The organism is Sutcliffiella cohnii, from assembly GCF_002250055.1.
Taxonomy (GTDB): Bacteria; Bacillota; Bacilli; order Bacillales; family Bacillaceae_I; genus Sutcliffiella; species Sutcliffiella cohnii.
The window spans coordinates 1,441,349-1,457,747 of sequence record NZ_CP018866.1; the positions used below are offsets into that span (position 1 = coordinate 1,441,349).

The 16,399-nt window shown below is 33.1% G+C and carries 15 protein-coding genes; 12 read left to right on the forward strand and 3 right to left on the reverse strand.

Going from position 1 to position 16,399, the window contains the following annotated elements; all coding sequences use genetic code 11:
• Positions 1 to 6: 6 nt before the first annotated feature.
• Genes BC6307_RS06875 through BC6307_RS06885 form a run of 3 tightly spaced genes read left to right on the forward strand, consistent with a single transcriptional unit; the run spans position 7 to position 3,000 of the window.
• A complete protein-coding gene (locus tag BC6307_RS06875) occupies positions 7 to 1,023 on the forward strand; it encodes an NADH:flavin oxidoreductase/NADH oxidase (protein ID WP_066415905.1) in 1,017 nt (338 codons plus the stop codon).
• Between the two features lie 23 nt (positions 1,024 to 1,046).
• Complete coding sequence (locus BC6307_RS06880) at positions 1,047 to 1,880, forward strand: polysaccharide deacetylase family protein (protein ID WP_235858119.1); 834 nt, start codon at positions 1,047 to 1,049, stop codon at positions 1,878 to 1,880.
• Positions 1,881 to 1,914: 34 nt separating this feature from the next.
• On the forward strand, positions 1,915 to 3,000 hold the full coding sequence (locus tag BC6307_RS06885; protein WP_066415904.1) for a C45 family autoproteolytic acyltransferase/hydrolase: 1,086 nt from the start codon (positions 1,915 to 1,917) through the stop codon (positions 2,998 to 3,000).
• A gap of 356 nt (positions 3,001 to 3,356) precedes the next feature.
• Here BC6307_RS06885 and BC6307_RS25495 read toward each other — a convergent pair whose 3' ends face one another.
• Together BC6307_RS25495 and BC6307_RS06890 are read right to left on the reverse strand one after the other, a co-directional pair.
• On the reverse strand, positions 3,357 to 3,482 hold the full coding sequence (locus BC6307_RS25495; protein WP_268874273.1) for a hypothetical protein: 126 nt from the start codon (positions 3,480 to 3,482) through the stop codon (positions 3,357 to 3,359).
• A 15-nt stretch (positions 3,483 to 3,497) separates the two neighbouring features.
• Positions 3,498 to 4,013 carry a CBO0543 family protein gene (locus BC6307_RS06890; protein ID WP_066415902.1) on the reverse strand — a complete coding sequence of 172 codons (516 nt, stop codon included), beginning with the start codon at positions 4,011 to 4,013 and terminating at the stop codon, positions 3,498 to 3,500.
• A 333-nt stretch (positions 4,014 to 4,346) separates the two neighbouring features.
• On the opposite strand from BC6307_RS06890, the gene BC6307_RS06895 reads away from it, so the two are divergent.
• On the forward strand, positions 4,347 to 5,342 hold the full coding sequence (locus BC6307_RS06895) for a DUF3231 family protein (protein ID WP_066415899.1): 996 nt from the start codon (positions 4,347 to 4,349) through the stop codon (positions 5,340 to 5,342).
• A 127-nt stretch (positions 5,343 to 5,469) separates the two neighbouring features.
• Here the strand turns inward: BC6307_RS06895 and BC6307_RS06900 are convergent, their stop codons facing one another.
• A complete protein-coding gene (locus BC6307_RS06900) occupies positions 5,470 to 5,847 on the reverse strand; it encodes a hypothetical protein (RefSeq protein WP_066415897.1) in 378 nt (125 codons plus the stop codon).
• Positions 5,848 to 6,188: 341 nt separating this feature from the next.
• Here BC6307_RS06900 and BC6307_RS06905 point away from each other — a divergent pair, with 341 nt between their 5' ends.
• The 8 genes from BC6307_RS06905 to BC6307_RS06940 all read left to right on the forward strand — a co-directional run bounded on the left by BC6307_RS06905 (position 6,189) and on the right by BC6307_RS06940 (position 16,393).
• A complete protein-coding gene (locus BC6307_RS06905) occupies positions 6,189 to 7,157 on the forward strand; it encodes a polyprenyl synthetase family protein (RefSeq protein ID WP_066415895.1) in 969 nt (322 codons plus the stop codon).
• A gap of 88 nt (positions 7,158 to 7,245) precedes the next feature.
• Positions 7,246 to 7,473 carry a hypothetical protein gene (locus BC6307_RS06910; RefSeq protein WP_157076646.1) on the forward strand — a complete coding sequence of 76 codons (228 nt, stop codon included), beginning with the start codon at positions 7,246 to 7,248 and terminating at the stop codon, positions 7,471 to 7,473.
• Between the two features lie 73 nt (positions 7,474 to 7,546).
• On the forward strand, positions 7,547 to 9,919 hold the full coding sequence (locus BC6307_RS06915; protein WP_066415892.1) for a sensor histidine kinase: 2,373 nt from the start codon (positions 7,547 to 7,549) through the stop codon (positions 9,917 to 9,919).
• A 15-nt stretch (positions 9,920 to 9,934) separates the two neighbouring features.
• Entirely contained in the window at positions 9,935 to 10,555 is a 621-nt protein-coding gene (locus BC6307_RS06920) for a response regulator transcription factor (RefSeq protein ID WP_066415891.1), read from the forward strand.
• Positions 10,556 to 10,841: 286 nt separating this feature from the next.
• Complete coding sequence (locus tag BC6307_RS06925; protein WP_066415890.1) at positions 10,842 to 11,738, forward strand: thiopeptide-type bacteriocin biosynthesis protein; 897 nt, start codon at positions 10,842 to 10,844, stop codon at positions 11,736 to 11,738.
• Positions 11,735 to 12,883, forward strand: a complete 1,149-nt coding sequence (locus tag BC6307_RS06930; protein WP_066415887.1) for a hypothetical protein — start codon at positions 11,735 to 11,737, stop codon at positions 12,881 to 12,883. Before BC6307_RS06925 ends, BC6307_RS06930 begins: the two co-directional genes overlap by 4 nt.
• Positions 12,852 to 14,609: a hypothetical protein gene (locus BC6307_RS06935; protein WP_066415885.1), complete on the forward strand. Its 1,758-nt coding sequence runs from the start codon at positions 12,852 to 12,854 to the stop codon at positions 14,607 to 14,609. Before BC6307_RS06930 ends, BC6307_RS06935 begins: the two co-directional genes overlap by 32 nt.
• Positions 14,606 to 16,393 (forward strand): YcaO-like family protein, encoded by a 1,788-nt coding sequence (locus BC6307_RS06940; RefSeq protein WP_066415882.1) that lies wholly within the window; start codon positions 14,606 to 14,608, stop codon positions 16,391 to 16,393. The genes BC6307_RS06935 and BC6307_RS06940 overlap by 4 nt, the downstream gene beginning before the upstream one ends.
• The last annotated feature ends 6 nt before the right edge of the window (positions 16,394 to 16,399 follow it).

Genomic DNA, 16,399 nt, shown 5'->3' on the forward strand with positions numbered 1-16,399 from the left:
TATGAAATGGCCGGACTATTCAGTTCATTTAGTCATAAAGGACTTCAGTTGAAAAATCGCATTATGATGTCATCAATGTGTCAATATCAAGCTGAAAACAAAGATGGGACTCCAACAGATTGGCATTTTGTTCATTATGTAAGTCGAGCAATTGGTGGCACAGGGCTCATATTTCTAGAAATGACTAATGTGGAATTAAGAGGGAGAATAACTAATCAATGTCTGACTCTTCACTCTGAATACCAAGTTCCTTACTTCAAGCGAATTGTGGAAGAATGTCATAAGTATGGTTCAAAGATAGGCATCCAAATCGCCCATGCTGGTAGAAAATCAGTGATTGAAGGAAGCGATGTTGTTGGTCCTGGAAAGCATCCATTTTCAAAAGAATCTCCAGTACCAAGGGAATTAACTACGGATGAGGTAAAAGAGATTTGTGAAAAGTTTGGTGAATCTGCCGCATTAGCTGTTGAAGCAGGTTTTGATACGATTGAGATTCATGGGGCTCATGGATACCTTTTGCATCAGTTTATGTCACCAGCTACGAATCATCGAACCGATCAATATGGTGAATATCACGTGTTTCCCGTCGAAGTTATAAGAGAAATTCGTTCACGTATTCCATCTGAGATGCCGTTAATCTTAAGAATTTCAGCAGTTGAGTACGGAGAAAATGGTTACAACTTTAATCATATGCTAAAGTTAATTCCTCATTTTATTGAAGCTGGAGTGGACATATTTGATGTCAGCACAGGTGGAAATGATCCCGTAAGACCTGACGTCTACCCTGCCTATCAAGCACAATATGCCCAGGTAATAAAAGAAAGGTTTAAGTTACCCGTTATTACAGTTGGTCGGTTAGAAAGTCCGTATGTAGCTGAGTCGATAATCCGAGAAGGCAGGGCGGACATAGTAGCCGTTGGTCGCGGTCTTCTACGTGAACCATACTGGGCAAAAGAAGCGGCAATACAACTGAATCAAGAATTAACTTTACCAGGAGTTTATGACTTAGGCTATTCGCTGTGAAAATTAAAAAAGGAATGATGACATTGATTTGGAAAAAAGGGATACAAACACCTGTGATGCTCACGTTTGATTTCGATGCCGAAACATTATGGATTTCTAGAAATAAAGACAATCTTAAAAAACCAGGTACATTATCACAAGGTGTATTCGGGGCAAATGTAGGAGTTCCAAGTATTTTGGAGCTCCTGCGAAAACATGAAATAAAATCCACGTTTTTTATCCCAGGTTGGGTAGCTGAAAAATATCAATCTTTGGTAGAAGAAATTATTGCGGATGGGCATGAAATAGGTCACCATGGCTATTTACATGAATGGGTTGACCCGGAGGATCCAGAAAAAGAAAGGGAAGTTTTTATAAAGGGATTAACCGCTTTAGAGAAAGTAATTGGACATAAACCGGTCGGTTTTCGCTCACCAGCATGGGAAACAAGTGAGCATATGTTAGACCTATTAATTGAACATGATTTTCTCTATTCAAGTAATATGATGGATTCTATTAACCCGTATCGTGTTGTCAAGCAAGAGAAGCAGACAGATTTAATTGAAATTCCTGTCCATTGGATGCTCGATGATGCTCCCTTCTTTTTATTTAGTGTAACAGGGCCAGCAAGGCCCATTTTTCCAGCACAACATGTCATGAATGTCTGGAAAGAAGAATTTCATGCAATTTATAAACGTGGTCAGTTGTTTAATTTAGTTTGTCATCCGCAAATCATAGGTCGGCCATCCCGAATTGATATGCTTGATCAATTTATTCAGTATATCAAAAGCTATCCGAATATAGAGTTCGTTACAGGGCAAGAAGTCGCTTCTTTTGTGAAAGAGAGAAGCATGATGAGACGTAAGGAAAATCTGTAATAGAAATGTAGTATGAGAACAAAGGAGTTTATAAATGAAGAAATTGACTCTGTCAGGTTCCGCGTATGAGATAGGTAAACAACATGGTCTACTCGGGAAAGAAGAAATCCTTAGGAGTATGGAAACGTATGAAAAACTATTTTATGACTACCAAGGTATTCGGTGGAATGAAGTAAAGGAACGTGCGAAAATCCATATTAAAGCCATTGAAAAATTTGATGAACGTTTACTTGAAGAAATCCATGGAGTAGCAGAAGGGGCATCAATGGATTTTGAAGATATTTTGGCTCTCAATGCTAGAAGTGAAATCGCACTTACAGGGGAGGCACATTCCTCTTTCACCGATGGATGCACAAGTATTTTTACATGTAGTCCTTTATCAGCTGATACCATCATCGGTCAAAATTGGGATTGGAAAGCCGCACAAAAAAATAGTTTGTTGTTGCTTAAAATAGAAAGGGAGGACCGGCCGAACATCGTCATGGTAACAGAAGGTGGGATAATTGGGAAAATTGGCTGTAATGATCATTCGATTGGTGTCGGATTAAATGCCCTTCATTCTAAGAAGAAAAGCGATGGGGTTCCGATTCACTTAGGCCTTCGCTCGATTCTTGATTCTCGTTCGCTACACGAAGCAATGGGGAAAATTCAAGAAGGACAAATGGCGTCCGCTGCTAATTTTATGATTGGATATAGTGAGGGAGAAAATAAAGGGTTAGCTTTTCATGTTGAGGTGTCTCCATTTGGCATTGCTATTACAAATAATGAGACCGAATATGGCGTGCATACTAATCACATCTGTTCACCTGAAATTAAAATGAATGTTGGAGAAGGGAATAGTTTAAGATATAGTGATTCCGAAATTCGCCTTAGAAGAGCAGAACAACTTATAAAGTACGCAGTAAAAAATGATATAGAGATTAATGAAGAAACATTTAAATTGTGGTTCAGTGATACGTTCAATGCTCCCAATTCAATAAATCATTATATCAATCATCAAATCCCTTCTCATCGACATATCGAAACTGTTTTTTCGATTATCATGAATTTAACAAAAAAGAAGCTGTATATTAGCGAAGGCATGCCAGCCCATGAATCGTATGAGCAATATGGGTTTTAATACGCATTTATGAAAGTGGAATCTATTTTTTCATGTTAAGGCCAATTTTCGAAATCGACTATCAATATTAAACAAAAAATACAGAGTACTTATCATAAGTACTCTGTATTTTTTGTTTAATCCTATTCACAACAACATTTTCATTTACAAAGTATTCATATGCATACATTTTGAAAAGAAAGGTACTACATGACCACATTAATTTATTACAAGCCATTCACTCCGAATGAAATTGACTCACTAGCTGGAAAACTTACGCTGAATATCCAGTCGTATTTGAACTAGCTTTTATTTGGTAGTTTATTGTCAAGGCGTTAGCCCTTTTGCTATTGGTTACTATTAGCCAACAGTCTCCCTTAATCTACCGGCCCTTTTTTCTTTCTAACCTCTGTTCGGACATTTAAATATGTCCACATAATAATGTATGTTAAAAATAGTAGTAATAAAAAAACTGGAATAGATAATAATTCTTTAATTTCCATTTGAAGTACTCCTTCCTATTTTAAGCTTTCCAGCGGGAATGGGAAAAAGATATAAAAAATAATAGCTAACAGAATGGATAATAGTATAGCTTTGAGAGGGCTTCTGTAATGTATATAAATAATTGTAAACATCACAGTATTTAATAGTAAATTTAGCCAACCGTTCCATCCGTTATCATAGACATACATTCCTGTATAAGCAAATAATGTTTGGATCACTGAATAGAATAATACCCATATTCCTATATAAACTATTTGCGAATTTCGTTTTTGAGGGAACCTTTGTAAATAAATAATTAATCCAACGGGACAGATAAAAAGAGTAAATGCTAAATTAATAATGGAGTGATTTAACCATTCTGCTGTAATTCCTCTAAAAGCCCATAATGTATGGTTGTAATAAAAGTAATTGTAAAAAAGATTAACAACCATAAAAAATAGAATAGTTGAATATTGCTTCTTCCATTGAGACCAATCTACAAACTTATAAGCAAAAAGAATCCAAACAATCATTACTAATAATAAATACATGAATAAACACCTCAATAATATTAATAATTGCATCTTTAACACTATTGAGATGTTTTATACTTATCGCATAATGAATTTTCAGAAACTTTACTTCCCTATCTAGCCTTCATCTTCACGGACATCAAATATATTTACTTTTTCACTCTTTTTAAGCATTTAAGCAAATTCAGTTGGCGTAATTTCTTTTAAGATTATTCCTCCCTTATCATTTCATTTTTTTGATCGTATTATTTCCTCTAAGTTAAAAACCTTCAATTATTTTTCTTTTCATAATAATGACTAGATAAACAAACAATAAAGACATTAATGGGGTTTAAGAAGGAGAGAATTAGTATGCATAAATCTGAAGTGCCTTTAACTTCTACGGAATTATCTAATATATGGGCAGCCTATTTAATGAGCAATTTAATTATGAAATTAACGGAGTATTTTTCTACAACTACGGACGATGAAGATATAAAAATAATTGTTGAAAAAATGTTCAATGCCTCACAACAAAATATAGAAAAACTTACTACATTTTTTATGAAAGAAGATTTCCCTACACCAATCGGTTTTACAGAAAGAGATGTAGTGAAGGAGGCGAGTAAAGTCTTTTCTGATACTTTTATTTTGTATTTCTGTCATGACATTACATTGCTCGCTTTAACTACTTATCCTAGTGCTTTATCTGATTGCACTAGAAAAGATACAAGAAACTATTTTCATACCGCTTTGGAAACTACTATACAGCTTCAAGATGAGACGGTTGAATTAATGCTAGAAAAAGGTATTTACCTTAAGCCACCTCAACTTACATTTGAAAAAAAGGTGGAGTTTGTAGATAGCAAAAAATATTTAAGCAAATCGTTAAGTGAAGCAAGAGCATTAAATGCAGCGGAAATTGCTAACATAACAAGAATTATTCATAGAGCATATTTTTCAAAAATGATTTTTGTTACGTTTAATAAGCTAAGTAATGACGAAGAGTTAAAGAAACATTTCGGGAAAGGGAGGGATGTAATTGAATCAACAATAGATTCCTTAAAAGAAGTATTAGAGGAAGAAAATGTCCCAATATCCGCCTCTGGAGATTATCAAATATTTGACGTGGAAGTATCTCCTTTCTCTGATAAACTAATGCTTTATTTTGTTAATGCATGTCTTGGGATGTTTTGCTTTACGATGATCGGCCAGGCATTGAATACTACTTTAAGGTCAGATATTATATTAAAGCTGACAAACATTAATAATAAGATGAAGAAGTACTATGGTGAGAGTCTATTCCTTACGATTAATAAAGATTGGTTCGAACAACCACCTCAAGCAGTTGATCGGAAATTAGAGTAAACGAGGGGACAGGTAAGATATTGAAAATAATATAAGGAAGAAAATAAGAGGTTTATTGTATAGTTGTTGGTGGTTGGTTCTATTTTTGGATCTATAATGGAAAACCACCAACAATCGTCTTAATTTTCTATTGGTTTTTTAACATTCGCTTAAAATCTTTTATTTCACTTTCATGCTTAATTGAACGAACCGATAAAATATCAATCACACGCTGTTGGTCTTCTAATGTATCTTTTAGTTCATCTGTTCTTTCATCAATATGTTGCTCTATGCGTTCAAAATATGGGCCTAAACCATTGATAAGATTATCTTTTATAATGGAAACGTCTCGTTTTATCTCTTGTTGTCCTTGTTCTAAACTAGAAACGTCTCGTTTTATCTCTTGTTGTCCTTGTTCTAAACTAGAAATGTCACGCTTTATCTCTAGTTGTCCATTTTCTATACCGTCTAAACGGGTATTGACATTTTGAAGTTCAGAAAGTATTCTTTTCAAAGTTTCTTCCATACAAAATCCCTCCGATATAGTTTTCTATATTATATCACGTATATGATAAGCTAATCTATTAATCTAAAAAAAGTGAGTAGGAAAAATCTTAACATAATTAACTTGGAACGAGTGGACAGGATTATTCTTAAAGCTTATATTAGCGAAGGGTGTAAAAAATGTGTGAATAACTTTCCTATCCTCTTGTTGCTCTTAGTAACTTACTGAAACTGTTATAATATAATTAATGATTCAAAAATGATGAGCGAAGGGACAGGCTAATGGGCACACATTAGTAAAAGAAATGTAAAAAATACTTTAATGACTTTTCTATCCCTAAAATCACTAGGAAGGAGAGCAAAATGAATAGACAAAGATTTTTAGAGGAAGTGAATACTCTATTAAACTGTCAGAGTCCATTTTATATGGAAGATTTTAAGGAGAATGTTATTGCTTCTTTTGCGGAAAGAAGTAAACCTTTACATGAGAAAAATGTTTCGTTTTGGAGTGATTTGTCGCTTTTGCTAGGGGAATATTATTCTGTTCCAGCTAGTGCGACTGAACGTATTGCCTTCTCTTTAGAGTTTGCTTTACTAGCAGGGGACATAATGGATGATATTAAAGATAGAGATAATAATGATGCTCCGTGGGGAAAATTACCTCTCGAAGATACGATGCTCCTTGCTAACTGGTTGTATACAAATGCATATACAATCATACTGCGCTCACCTGCAGAAGTTTTTTGCAAAACAAAAAAGAGTAAAATACTACATTGTTTATCTTCACATGTCTCACATGCACTTATTGGGCAATGGAATGAAAGCAAACTGAATGTTTTTTGTATGGAAGAGACGGAATATTGGGACTACGTATATAGCAAATCCGGGATTCTAATAAAAATGGCTTTCTCCATTTTTGAGGCATATACAACAATAAAACCGGAGAATACGCTGACGCATATACAAATAGGCAAAAGTTTAGGGGCGGTTGTTCAGCTGCAAAATGATTATTTAGACATTCAGTCTGCTCAAAAGTCAGACTTACGTAAGTTAATGCCTAATTTTATTCTTATTAAGGGAATTGAAAACAGTAGGATAAAAGGTGATACTTTCGCTACTAAATTAAAAGAGTGGTATGACAATAAGGAACTTGAAAAGAACAGAATAGAAATAATGAAAAATTTGCAACAAAGTGGTTCTTTTGATTACTGTAAATTTCAAATATTCTACCATCGTAATAAGGTAGACGAATGTTTGAACATGCTAAAACCTCCTGTTCAAAATGAGCATTCACTATCAAAACTTAAACATTACTTAGGTATAACAACCTAAAACAAAAATAGATGTTAGAATATTTTAATTGTTGAGAATATTTAACAACTATGATATTCTGTAAAAAGAAAGGAGGGATATGGAAATTATGTCGAATAAAGTTTGGGAATTAGTATGTAAAACGAGAGAAATGCATCTTAAAGGCGAAGACCTTGCACAACTAGTAAGTTTAGAAGAGTACCAAAGCTTATCAAAGGAAGAAAAACGTGCCTTTTTACAATTTATCGGAGACATGAAAGATCAACTTGTAAAAAATTGGGGAATGCCTTGGGTTGGTGGAGAAATTAGAGCAGCAATAGATAACCAATCTACATAACAAAATGTTGAAAAGTCAGGTCTAAAGTAGGTCTGACTTATTTACATAGATTCAATAAACAGGAAGTGTTATTATGGATAAACTATTATTACGACGCTATACGAATCAAATAGTATTTTTTCTAATAATTGTATATATAATTATTTTTTTGTTCTTCGTATCCTTCAGCTTTAAACACCCTTTTTTAGGTGTAATTGTTAATGAAGAAGAAAACCAATATTATATAAAAGGTTTAAGAGTTGTAGAATTTGAAAAAGAGTTTGACTTGAACATTGGTGATAAGATCATAAAAGTTAATCATAAAAGTGTTAGTGAACATGAAACAATTAAATGGAATATTATTGAATTGGCGTCACACATAATATTAGAAGAGGAAAATGGGGGGATTAAAGAGGTTAACATCTTTGAGTATTACACTTGGAAGGACTTTTCACGTGTTTTTCTATTAGCTATTACTTCTCTAGTTTGTATCATTACAGGTACTTATACATTTATAAAGTTGAAGAAGCATAAAATAAAAGGGATTTATTTCATGTTAAACTACTTTATCGCTCTAGCCCTTATTTCATCTATTTCATCAGGGTTAATGCATATTCCCTCATTAACTATACTGCTAATCGTATTCCCTTTTATTCCTAATTTACTCATATACTTATACCTTAATTTTCCTAAAGATGAAAAATATAACCTTTTTACTAATATAAACGCCTTTTTAGTTATGATTAATATACTCATTGTCAGCACCAATATAATAGATATATTTTTACTAGATTTCACTTATCATTACTGGATAAAGCGAATATGGATCATATTGTTTCTGTTAGGAGTTTTATTATTTTTAGTGTTACTAGTAACGAAAAGCTTGCGAACAAAGGATCCCGTTATAAAAAATCAAATCAAACTATTAAACGTTACGTTCCTATTTATTTTTATGCCAGCAATCATATTTGGAATAATACCCTCATTTATTAACGTTAATCCAATCATAATCCCAACGGAGTTTTTAGTACTTTCTTTTAACTTATTACCGATTGTTTTTTCCTATGTTATGGTAAAGAACAAAATAATTGATGTGAATATTTACCAACCTAAGATTATATATTATACAGTCATCCTACTAATCAGTATTATAGCTTATTACTTATGGACAAGCATTGTTAGTAGTTTGGTCATGAAAACCGATTTATTACCATTTACAGACATAATCGGAATCATTTTATTAGTTTTGCTAGTTTTGCAGTTGATGAAAATACTTCCGAAGTTAATATTAAGAAAATTATTCGGACTACAAGATAATTTTAACCAACATAATCATGATTTATTATTAAAGTTAGTTAAAAGTGAGCATGCGGAATCTGTTATGGAGTTCGTTTTAACTTCTATACATAAAATAGTGGCTATTGACTCATCTGCGATAGTAATAATAAATGAAGATGGGCGAGAGTATTTTTTCGCAACGGGGAAGTACTTGTTGTGGAAAGATGAGCTATTAAAATGGTGCCAACATGATAGGAAAGCTATTAATAAAAGGTTTAATAGTGAATTATCTACTAGTAAAGAAATTATTTGTCAATACAAAGGGAAATATAAAGTACACTTTTTTATAGGAGAAAAGATTAATGGAAGTCGTTTGGAACCACAAGAAGTAAAGCAACTGGAAGAAATGTTGGATATAGCGGCAGAGGTGATATTTACTGCGACCCAACTTAAGCAGTTAGAGAATGAGAAAATGTTCTTAAATAATAGTAGAGAACTCATAAAGCATAAACTACATGACGTTCAGTCATACAATCAGCAATTAGTAGAAGTGCAAGAAAATGAGAAGAAAGAATTATCTATGTACTTGCATGATCATATTTTGCAGAGTGTAATCAGTTTGAACCATTCTTTAGAAGCAGCAATGCAAGATATAAAAGGAAAATACTATATGTGCACTAAAGAGGAAATGAATCAAGCTGTAAGGATGTCTGCCAAGTTAATGCATGATCTACGGGAGAAATGTTTTGATCTTTACCCAGGAATGATAGACGACCTTGGATTTTTAAGAACGTGTGAGTATTACTTTCTCTATGATTGGAATAATAGCAAGTTGCGATTAAATTATAAAGTAGATTTGACAGATAAAGATTTAGATAACATATCTAAAGCCGATCAAAAAATAATCTTCCGAAGTTTAAAAGAGCTAGTAAAGAACGTGGAAAAGCATTCGAAAGCAACCGAACTTACTATTTTGATGAAAAAAGAGGGTAATACGGTTAATATTCAAGTTAACGATAATGGAATAGGCTTTGAGATAAACAATAATATGATTAGTGAATTTCTGCAGAAAAAACATATCGGCATTGCTTCTGTCAAGCAAAGTGTTGAAAAAATGGGGGGATTGTTAGATATCTACTCCACAAAGGGAAAAGGAACTTCCATTCATTTAAACATAAATATTAACTAGGCGGAGGGGTTGACATTGAAGCAAGTAAAAATCTTAATACTAGACGACCATAAAGCAGTTAGTTATGGTTTGACAAAACACTTAAATGAGCGAGATGGATTAAAAGTTGTTGCGGAATTAAATAATAGCACCTCTTTATTACAAAAAATAGAGCTGCATACCCCTGATGTATTAATTATTGATATTAAACTAGGAAATGATTCTACTCAAGATAATGGGTTAAAGATAGTTCGAAGATTAAGAGAGCAAGAGATTAACGTACCGATTGTTATATATTCAGGTTTTGACTATCAACCGTATGAAGAAGAAGCGTTTCGAGTTGGGGCAAATGCTTTTGTTTCAAAAAGCGATACGTTACAGACGTTAGTAGATATGATTTTATTTGTATCCAAAGGCATGACTATTAGGAAACAAGAGTACATGAAAACAGAACCATTAACAGAAAAGGAAATTTTAGTATTAAATTTGATGGCGCAAGGATATACGAATAAACAAGTTGCAGAAGCAATTCATGTTAGTTCAAGAACGATAGAATACTATATAACTTCGCTCTATGAGAAATTGCATGTTGAATCTAGAATTCAAGCGGTTTTAAGAGGAATAAAATTCGGATATATTAAAGAAGAAAGCGTGTAACGTAATCATTTATTCTTGTATGTCGCTTCATTTCAAAAGTTAACATACATAGGTATATTTTAGTTTAGAAGATGTAAGACTGAAGTCGTGGTAGATTAGCCGTGGTACTTAATCCGAAGGTATGGACTTTGTAATTAATAATAATATAAATAGCATTTTTCAAAAAATTGCGGGATTCCGCAATTTTTTTTTCGTTATAAAGTAGAAATAATTGCGGGAGAAACGGATTAAAATTGAATAAATCTATACTATAGTTAAGCTATAGAAAAAACATTGGGGGAGTTAGATGGATAAAAAGTGGACAAGCTTTCACCTGTATTACCATAGCTTTGATCAATTAGACATACTCCTTCTCGAATTAATTGAACCAGTTATGGAACAGTTAAATATAGATTGGTTTTTTATTCGGTATTGGTATGGTGGGCCACATATTCGGGTGAGGATGTTACATGTTAATGAGGAAGAAAAACGGTACATTTCAGAGAAATTCCGATCTTATTTAGATACTCATCCATCGAATGAGAAACTAGATGTTGCACAATTTTATAAGCAGTATAGTAAATATTTCTCACTAGAAAATATTAATAGTAGAAATGTAGAATGGTACGAAAATAATAGTGTAGTAGAGTCTGAATATGTTCCTGAAATAAATCGATATGGAGGACTAAAAGGTATCGAAATAAATGAGGACTATTTTATTTCTAACACTAAACTAACTGTTAAGGTTTTACAGTCATCCAATAATCATCGATTCTTTCTTGCGCTCGACAGTTTTTTCATTAGTTTAATGATAATGGAAAAAGAAGGAGTAATGAGCACCGATTCTTTTATCCAGTACACGAAGAAGAGTGTTACACAGAAAGAGGCTGTAAATCAAGCAACCTTCCTTTTTGACAGGCATAAAGAGCACCTTATAAAAAGGTACAAACGAATCAATCACATTTTGGGGCGTGAAGCCAACAGTCATGTACAACTTTATGTCACGAATTACTATCATCTATTTCATAACTTAGTGAAGATGATGAAACTACATAAGTTACCGAAAGATCAATTAATCACGGTTTTAACTAGTCAAATGCATATGTACTGTAACAGGCTGGGGCTTTCTCCTTATAAAGAAATGTTACTCTATAAGCTATGTGAAAAAGTTTTCTCGCTAAATAAAAGGGAGGTTTTAGAATGAACTTTGATCATCCAAACGGTCAACGTATAAACTTCACTATCTTCTACAACAGCAATTCATCAAATCTATATACAGACTGTTTTCAGCCAATTAGTAAAAAGCTAGAGCAAGAAGGTTTTCCTAAATATTATTTAAAAAGAAATTGGATAGGTGGTCCAAATTATACGTTAAAAGTAATGGACGAAGAAGGAACTTTTCCGATTTCCTTGATGAAGGAAGTAGAGGAGATGTTCTTACAGTTTGTTTCTCACAACCCATCACCTCCGCTTGATGAATTATTATATAGGAAGAAAATTGAAAAGATTGCTCACTTTGAAAACCGTAAAGTAAAAGATTTGATAAGAAACAATACGGTCCTCACTGAAGTTGATAAGGAGATGATTGAGAAAGAGACGTTTGAGAATCTGCAACAGCTTAAAAGCTACGAAGACCTTTGTTGTCAAATGACACAACATGTTTTATCGATTCAGGCAAAGTGTTTAACAAGAAAAGAGATGGACAAGGAAGTTTTCTGTATGTTGATTGTATTAGCATGCCATTTCCCAAAATGGCGATCAGCTAACAACCCTAACTTGCAGCTACATGGATTTGTTTCTTATTATTCCCACTACGTAGGGTTTCTTCATAGTTTGTCAATGGAGAATAAGGATAAAGTAGAGACCAGTTTTAGAATGAAATTTGAAGCATCTGAAGAAGAATATCGAAGCTATACAAAAGAAATCATCGATAGATTAAAAGGTAAGAAAGAAGATGTGCTACAAAAATGGGTCGAGTATTTGCAATACAATTGGCCTAAAGTTCAAGCTCTTTACCAGGATGGAGCTATTACCTATAATTCTCCTTATTCAACAAAAGAATATGATATAGAACAATATAGTGAAGGTCATAAAAATTTAATGTCTAACCCTACAAATTTGAAAGAATTAGCAGAACACGAACATTTTTCAACGTATCGATGGATTTTAAACGTTTTTTATGCGCATTTTCCTTTATTAAACACTGCTGCGCTAACCAAATTTTACAATACCTATGCCTTGTCAACACTATATCTGAAAGATAATCAGTTATTCGACCCTTTATTTCATCAGTTTTCAAAGGGGGTAGCAAAGACCGATGAAAACGTTCTATCCACGGTTGAAAAATGACGTAAATATATTAGAAACGAAAGACGGTTTAGTGTTAAAAAGAAAAAAAGAATATATCTATATAAAAGGCAATACCGCTTTAAAGGATTTTATTTATAAAGTGGCAGCGTCATTAGATGGCCAGAAAACGATAGAGGAAGTACAATCCAAATTTGATGAAAATGCAAAAAAAATAATACAAGTGATTCAACATCTAGAGAGTAAAAAATTCCTTCACAATAATTATGAAAATATAATTAACAGCCAAAGTATAGTTTACTCTCAACATAAAACGACGATTGATTACATTTCCAATTATCAAGAGGATGGACTAGCTCGCTTTCAACATTTTCGTAACAGTAAGATATTAATTATAGGCTCAGGTATGAGCTGGGAATCAATTATTGATAATCTATCTAATCTTGGTATGAAAGAACTACACGTTTTGCAGATGCATGGTAGAAGTGAGCAATTGTGCCAAGAATGGAATCTTCCTTCCGAACGTCACAATGGGAGCGATACAGCGATCGTTAAAATAAATGAAATACCTTCTACAGAAGTAGCAGCGGATTATGATTTAATCATACATGTGCAAGATAATTTTGATCGAGAAGATTATATTTTTATTGACACGAAGATACAAACGGCTAATTTAATTCACGTATTTTCAGAAGGACGTTATGCATATCGTACTTCTATTGACGTCAGTGCTAATTTTATTTGGCGTACGATGTTAAGAAAGAGATGGATGAATTTTCATCAAAGAACAAAACAGAACAAAGCTCCTGAAAAAATGTCCATGTTATTAATAGGGAGTCAAATTGCGTTAGATGTCTTACATCATATGACAGGTGTAGAAATAATGATAAATCATTCCATAAAGAAATTCGACTTACAATATGAGCAATCTCCTAAAGAATTATATATGATTCAATCTTCCTCCAAAGGACAGCAAAAAATGAATAAAGCGGATATGATTAATATGTATAAAAGTTTAGTAGATCCAGCAATAGGCCTATTTATAGAATTTAACGAAGTGAAGCATAATCATTTTCCATATAATATTTACGAGCTTAAGCACGGTGAAGAGTACGTATCGATAGGTGCTTCATTATCCGAGGAAGATGCACAACTTTATGCCTTTACAACAGGATTTAAACATCATGTAACAAAGGAATATAATCAAGAAGGTTTTTCTATATTGGAAACGAGTAAACAAAGGTTGTATGAAAAAACAGTCCAATATCACGTGTTAACAAAATTAAAGGACATAGTAAAGGTGAAAAAAACTTTACCTATTAGTGACTGTAACATGAGTAGTGAAGCATATTTCATCTTACGTAGTTTACAGATGAGATTTCAAGAAGAAGTACACATAAAATATGTAAACTTAAACCAAGATTTGTCACCGGCACTTCATAATAAACCTGACTTGTTTTACATTCACATTAAGGCAAAAATCAATGAATACTTTTTACTATCAGACTCCTTGCAATTTCCAATGCAAGAAATATTAGAACGAATATATCTACACTATATTGTAGAAGGGAAATTGTCTAATCCACTACAAGATAATCAATTTTTCACTGAACTATCGACTCAGCAACTTTCAATATTGGAAAGTATGTATTTGGAGTTAACGAACGATAGCATAAAGGAAAACAGCTTAGTAACAACTTTCGATTTAATGGGTAACGAAATTCACATAAGCTGGATGACTCCATCTACGGCAGGTGTCCAAATATGATGAAATTACTAGTTCAAGTTGGCATGAAAAATGAGAATGAAGGTAAAGCTTTTATTTCCCAATTAAATAGAACCGACTCTAAGTTCCAATTTATTTCAGTGAAGGAATTCAAAGATGACCATTACTTGAATATACACCTTCATACGAATGATGAACCGGAATTGCTCACTCCCGTAACCCATAATAGTAAAACATTAAATGTTTTCTTAAATAAAAAATTAGTGATGGTAGGGCCGTGGTTCTCACCGAATGCAACTACTATATTGGATGAAAATTACAAATTAATACGTACATCATCTAATGGAACGTATCCGATAATAACACAATTAAACGAAATGGTGATTATCATCATAAGAGAGTTAGAACATGCTTTATTAAATTTAGAAGACAGTAACTATGTTTACTATTTGGATCGAGATATTTTTAGGAAGAAACATATATTAGCGAAACCAACCAATCAATATAGGGAAAAATTGCACGAACAGATTTCCTATAAAAAAGTAAAAGGAAGTCACAGACCGTTTAATCGCTATAACAGTTTACTTGAAAAATTTATTATTTTTGCTTATAACAGCGACCTTCAATTAATAAAATCGAATGGGCAATATTTATGTGTTAACGTAAAAACAAAAGTTGCTGGAGCTGGAAAAGGTGTTCATTCGGAAGAAAATAAACGAAGTGCTTGTTTTGAATATTTAGAGCGGTGGGCAGGTAGTTTAGTTCCTGATGAAGTCAAAGAATCTACTTATATAAACATAAAAGAACAAGCAATACATCCAAGGAAACTAGGAGTTTATGAACATACTACCTATAACAAGGAGTCAAAACAGTTACAGCAATATACAGATACACTACAGCTTCAGTGGGTAAAAGCCTTTTCGTATAAAGAAAAGCGCGAGAAATATGTCCCTCTACAAGTAGTGAATTATTTAGCACCAGCTAAAAACCGTTATATCTTTGAGAATAGTAATGGCTGTGCAATGGGGAATTCTATGGAAGAAGCTACTTTATATGGCTTATTAGAGCTGATTGAAAGAGATAGCTTTCTAGCTGTGTGGTACAAGCAGTTGCAAGTTCCGGAGATTGATCGCGAAAGTATAGAATCGCTGGATATCCAACTGGTGATAAAAAAGATGGAGTTAGACGGATATGAATTGCGATTATTTAACACAACATTAGATACAAACATACCGAGTGTTTGGGTAGTTGCATTAGGTAATACTAGATCTCAACTGGCGACTTTCTCCACCGCAGGAGCACATGTAAGTGTAGAAAAAGCAATTTATGACGCAGTAATGGAACTTTATCATAGCTATAAAGGTGTTGAAGATGCTTATAACAAAGAAAAGTTGAAAATAAGTACATTAGTAAAAGATGAGGACGTACTAGATATGGAGTCACATGCTCACTTTTACGCCAAACGTGAGCAACTTAAACGATTTGACTTTTTATTAAATCGTTCAAGTGTAAAGAAAATGACCGTCCAAGAAATGAAGAAAAAGTATGATTTTCGTAGCGATGATATAAGAGAAGATCTCCGCTATGTATTACACTCACTAGAACGATTAAAATATGAAGTTATTGTATACAACCAAACTCCAAAGGAATTAGAATATCTAAATTTATATGTCGTCAAATGCATTGTACCAGAATTGCTAACGTTAGATTTTGGTTATCCATTTAGTAGAGTTAGGAGGAAGAGGTTAGAGGAAGTTAGTCAATTACATATTCCAACGAAACTAAAAGAAGATGAAGTGTCTAGCTATATTCACCCTTTTCCATAGGAGGAA